Genomic DNA, 5,353 nt, shown 5'->3' with positions numbered 1-5,353 from the left:
TGAATCAGGAGAGCAGATTACCCCCTGGATCTGATTTCAGGCGTTGGGTGTGGATCACTATTGCACCGTTCGTGACAGTACAGTCCCAGAAAATCTGTCAGGACATTGCCGGTGAAACCAATATGTTCTCTGACTGGGCTGCCTCGAGGCAGGGATGCACGGTAGGTGGCCAGATGAATAAGGTGCTGGATAAGGCACCGGAAAACATGAAAGACCAGGTGATGCGTAATAAGAATCTGATGTGGGAGATTCTGAAGAAGAACGACATGATGAACGGTAACACCGAGCTGATGGAGCTGGTGATGAACGTTACCGGAACGCTGATTTTTGATGATAAAGGCGAAATCCAGTTTATCGGGCCGCAGGCTAATCACCAGGGACTTATCCGGGCACTGATGTATGGCGGACAGGCCACTATCTTTGGCTGTACATCCACGGGGGACTGTCTCAAGACACGCAACCGCACAGTGACGGTCAGTCAGAACAACAGTCTGAACCAGCGTGTGCAGAACATGATAAAGAATATCTCTGACAAACTGGTCAGTGATGACCCGCTGACCAGCCAGGAAAAAGGGTTTATTGAAAGCACCAGTGTGCCCATTCTGCGTTACCTGGTGGACCCGCAGATGCTGAACATCTCCACTTTCTACCCGTCACTTTCCGATTACATTGCCTATGACATCCTGCTGCAGTACCTGAACGAACTGCTGAGTCAGGCCCGGGTGCAGGCCGGCAGTAAAAACTTCCCGGAAGAGCAGATGAAGATGTTACGGGAGAACTTCTCTGAAGCCTCCCGCCAGCTGGAAGGGCTGCAGGCTCAGGTGGATGTGAAGGCGAACACTCTGATGGAGCTGGAGCAGCGCATGGGTTATCTGCGTCAGCAGGTATCCGCGCAACTGATGAGTCGTTATGAGCAGAACCTGAACTATACATCTGTATCTTCTGCACAGCTGACGACAGGAGGTAACTGATGAGCATGGTGGATACCGTTTATGTCATGAGTGGCGGTGAGTTCTTTCAGGCGGCATTTAATGGCGTGGCCACGCTTATCGGCACATCCACATGGGACTCCCTGTTTCATATTGTGGGATTCTTCTCCGCGATGGCACTCTTCTTCGTTTATATCCGGGGCCATGACCCGAAGGAAGTGCTGAAGTTTATTGCGGTGTTCATTCTGATAACCAGTGTGCTGGTTATTCCGAAACGTACCGTGCATATCATCGATATGACGAATCCCACACTGGTGCTGCGGGTGGATAATGTGCCGACCGGGCTGTCGGTGCCGTTCCGGTTTATCACCAGTATTGGTGGCTCCCTGACGAAAATTTATGACTCCGTGTTCCATACCCCGGACTCTGTGGCCTACAGCAAAACCGGTATGTTGTTTGGTGCCACACTGATGGCCAACACCACGGATGTGGTGGCACAGAACGGTGACCTGGCCATGCTGCTGAGCGAGTATGTGCAGCAGTGTGTAATCGGCGACATTATGCTGTCGCACAAGTACAGCATGGCTGAACTGATGCACTCATCCGACCCTTATGAAATCATCTTCCGCAAACCCAGCCCGCTGCGTGGCGTGATTGTGCCACGTGGCAACAGCCTGGCACAGGCAGGATTCCAGACCTGTGAGGCGCTGGCCAACAACGTGCTGAAGCGTGAACTGAAAGTGGATACGACAAAGGGCGGAAAGACCTGGGATTATTATGTTAACCGCTTCATTGGCCCCCGTGCCAGCGCCGATACGCTGTTCGGTCTGATGATGGCGGACAGCTATGGCTTCTACTATCAGGGCGGACGGGATGCCAGTGAAATTCTGCGCCAGAATGTGGTGATGAATGCCATAAAACAGGGTATCACCACCCATACGGCAGCCAGCGGCAACGTCGCCAGCCTGGTGAATATGGCAGACCAGTCATCGAACAGCAAAATGCGCCTCAGCTGGGCAGCATCAGGTGGGCTGGCGGCCACATTTGTGCCGGTGATGCATACTGTCCTGATGGCCATGCTGGTCGGGATGTTTCCGATAATCATTCTGCTGGCCACCATTCATGGTCTGACACTGCCGGTGCTGAAAGGCTATGTGTTCTCCCTTGTTTATCTGCAGAGCTGGCCACCACTGTATGCCATTCTGAACTACGCGATGGCGTTTTATCTGAAAGGCGAAACGAAGGGGATGAATTTCTCCCTGTCGAATCTGAACACCATCCAGCAGACTCACAGTGATATCGGGCTGATGGCGGCCTGGCTGTCAAATTCGATTCCGTTTATTGCTGCCGGTCTGGTGTTTGGTCTGTGGCGCGTGGTTTCACAGGCAGGGAACTATCTGGGCTCATCCATTAACAGCACAGCCTCGTCTGCTGCCTCTCAGGCCGCAGACGGTACGTGGGCGTTTAACAACATGCAGATGGAGAACGTCTCCGGCTTTAAATGGGACACCAACCAGTCCGTGCGTGACGGTCAGATGCTGACCCAGCATGCCAGCGGTGCGACAACAACAAAAACAGCAGGCGGGGGCATTCTGCATGATGGTAAATCGGCGATTTCCAGTCTGGCGACGGATATCCAGTTTGGCCGTATGCTGAGCAGCAGCTATCAGGCGCAACAGCGCGAGGCGGAAAGCCAGGTGCAGAGTCTCAGTAACAGCATCAGTCATGGCAGCCAGCTGGTCGGCAGTCAGTTGACGCAGTGGGCGCAGCAGCGGGGCAACAGCGATACAGTGGTAAGCGGTGCTGACAGCAGCCGGGCCACCACACTGACGCAGGCCATCAACAAACTGAACAGCGTGGCTGATTCACTGGCAAAACGTGCCGGTATCAGTACGTCTGAAGCGGTTACGGAGGTGCTGGATAAGTCTCAAAGTGGCAACTTTACTGCTGGTGTATCAGGAAGTGTTGGTAAAGATAAGCTGTTTGGTTTTCTCAGTGCCAAAGCTCAGGCTGATTTCAGTTATAAAGGCTCCGACAGGTCGTCTCATGGAATTAATTCAGATATCAGCTCAAAAACAGGGCATGACCGTAGCCTGACCGCACAGGAAACAAAAGATGTGCGTGATGCCATGGATGTCATTAATAACCATCGCACGACGGATAACAGCAGCCATACTGACAATGCCTCTTCGTCCCTGTCTGAGCAACTGGCCAGCAACCTGAGCGATTTGCAGAGCCAGATTAAGCAGTATAATGATGCACTTAACCGCAGCCATGAATATGCTCAGATGGCCAGCTACGCAGAGAATAACAGCGCGAGTATTAACAGCAACTACAGTCAGGAGTTTGTTAACTATGTGCATCAGTCTGCACCGGGACGTGCCACGACCGTGCTGACCGATGCCGGAAATCCGTCACTGCGGGCGGAGCGGGAACAACTGGCACAGGCATTTGTGGATGAGAAACTGAAACCCCAGCTGGAGCAGGAATTCAGGGAAAACCGGTTGCGGGCTTCAGAAGGCATGGGCAGTGTTGCGCCGACATCTGATATGCAGAGTGACCTGAAGCGAGCGTATGCAGAGAATTTTGCTGATATGCAGCAACGAGCTTCCGGCGCATCGGTTCAGCGTGCAGAGCAGATCCAGAAACAGGTGCGTGATACTCGTCAAACTGTGGAATCGCAGGTGCTGAAAAATGAGCAGGAAATGGCATCATCTCAGCAGGAACTGAAGACACAACGGAACACACTTGCAGAACAGCATAAGGAGAGTGAAGGTGTGTATAACGAAGCATTGAAGCAGGAGCGCTCAGAACAGAAATTTGGATGGAACTCAGATAAAGATGAAGAGAATATGCAACGTCTGAGGGATGCTGCAAAGTGGAAGGATAAATAAGAAAGAGAGAGTTATGTCCAGGCTATTAACTGAAAAATTAAAAACGTTTAACTGGAAAGATGACAGGCCTCGTATATGGCCAAGTTGTAAATTCGGTGTACAGGCAACAGCATGTTGTATGATGTTATCTCTTATTGTGATTTTGCCTGCCGTTTTTATTAACTTTGAAAGATATTTCATTTTTCTTGTATACGCTTCAATTGTCCATTTGTTTTCTGCGGTTATTACAATTGGTGAATTGGGAGAAACATCCTCTATTCAACGTGTTCTTATGAAAATAGAGCCTGAAACGGATATTGTTTCAAAATCAGAACAGTTAAAAAAACGTTGTGTATTATCTGCCTGCAGGGTGGCCCTGGTCGTTATCGCTGTCGCTGTTGGGGTTGAACTGCAATTTGTCCTTTTCTCAGGGGCTGCGTTCGCCTTATCTGGTGCGATATTTACATGCATTTTTTCTTATAAAGTGCGAAAACTATATCCTGGTAATTTTGTTCGAATTGTCTCTTTTTATCTGTGGGGGAAACGGTATTCAAAAGGAAATACGTCGCGCCCCAGTGATAATGGAGTTAATCCGATAACTGGTTTCTCTATGGCAAATGATTCATTTAATACGAATGGTAATGTTGTGGGAAGAGTCTCTGGACTTTATGATGATCATATGTCATTTGAATTTGGTTCAGTTACATCCTTGCCATTTGAAAATGATTCGGCCACATCTTCGTTATTGGAGAATAATGAATTCGGGATAATGAATTTCAATCCTGCATCAGGGCTACCAATGATGAATGATACGATTGATATTAACGGAGATGTTTTTGGTACAACATCCCATTTTTATGATGATCAATATCATTTAGATGATTATCATCACAGTCACGATAATCATTGCTGGGATGACCGTTGGTAAAAATACAGGTACGATTCATGCGATAACCCAGAGGTGTTATCAGCAATTGTTTTTCGTTTAAGGATAAATCTATGTTATTAAATCGTAAAAATAACTTTATCGCTGCGGTTGTTCTGGGGGCGTTTCTCCTTTCTGGCTGTGGTGCGATGAGCACTGCAATTAAAAAGCGTAATCTGGAAGTCAAAACCCAGATGAGTGAAACCATCTGGCTTGAACCTTCCACGGATCGCACCGTTTATCTGCAAATCAAAAATACTTCCGATAAGGACATGAGTGGCCTTCAGGGAAAAATTAACAGCCAGGTGCAGGCGAAAGGCTATCGTATCGTGAATAATCCTGCCGATGCGCATTACTGGATTCAGGCGAACGTACTGAAAGCCGATAAAATGGATTTGCGGGAAGCGCAGGGCTTTCTGAGTCGGGGGTACGAGGGCGCTGTTCAGGCTGCGGCGTTAGGGGCAGGCATTACAGCCTATAACTCCAATTCTGCCGGTGCCACGCTGGGGGTAGGACTGGCTGCCGGCCTTGTGGGAATGGCGGCTGATACGATGGTGGAAGATATCAACTACACCATGGTAACTGATGTGCAGATCGCAGAGCGCACTTCCGCGCAGGTGACGACT

Annotated in this window: 4 protein-coding genes; all 4 read left to right on the top strand. The window is 49.5% G+C overall.

The features are described 5' to 3' along the window. On the top strand, positions 1 to 971 hold a 971-nt coding region (locus tag BEA93_RS23795), incomplete at its 5' end, for a conjugal transfer protein TraH (RefSeq protein WP_236942902.1). Then, entirely contained in the window at positions 971 to 3,823 is a 2,853-nt protein-coding gene (traG, locus tag BEA93_RS23790; RefSeq protein WP_105267681.1) for a conjugal transfer mating-pair stabilization protein TraG, read from the top strand. The genes BEA93_RS23795 and traG, both read left to right, overlap by 1 nt. A 13-nt stretch (positions 3,824 to 3,836) precedes the next feature. Beyond that, positions 3,837 to 4,730: a hypothetical protein gene (locus BEA93_RS23785; protein WP_105225241.1), complete on the top strand. Its 894-nt coding sequence runs from the start codon at positions 3,837 to 3,839 to the stop codon at positions 4,728 to 4,730. A gap of 71 nt (positions 4,731 to 4,801) precedes the next feature. Further along, a partial coding sequence (traT, locus tag BEA93_RS23780; protein ID WP_105267680.1) for a complement resistance protein TraT occupies positions 4,802 to 5,353 on the top strand: 552 nt, incomplete at its 3' end.

The sequence above is a fragment of the Escherichia sp. MOD1-EC5950 genome (genome assembly GCF_002965345.1).
In the GTDB taxonomy this organism is placed as follows: Bacteria; Pseudomonadota; Gammaproteobacteria; order Enterobacterales; family Enterobacteriaceae; genus Escherichia; species Escherichia marmotae.
This window is presented reverse-complemented; position numbering and strand designations above follow the sequence as displayed.

What these genes read in the sequence shown, in the direction of transcription:
- BEA93_RS23785 (WP_105225241.1), top strand. Translation starts at nt 3,837, where the DNA reads ATGTCCAGGCTATTAACTGAAAAATTAAAAACGTTTAACTGGAAAGAT.
- traG (WP_105267681.1), top strand. Translation starts at nt 971, where the DNA reads ATGAGCATGGTGGATACCGTTTATGTCATGAGTGGCGGTGAGTTCTTT.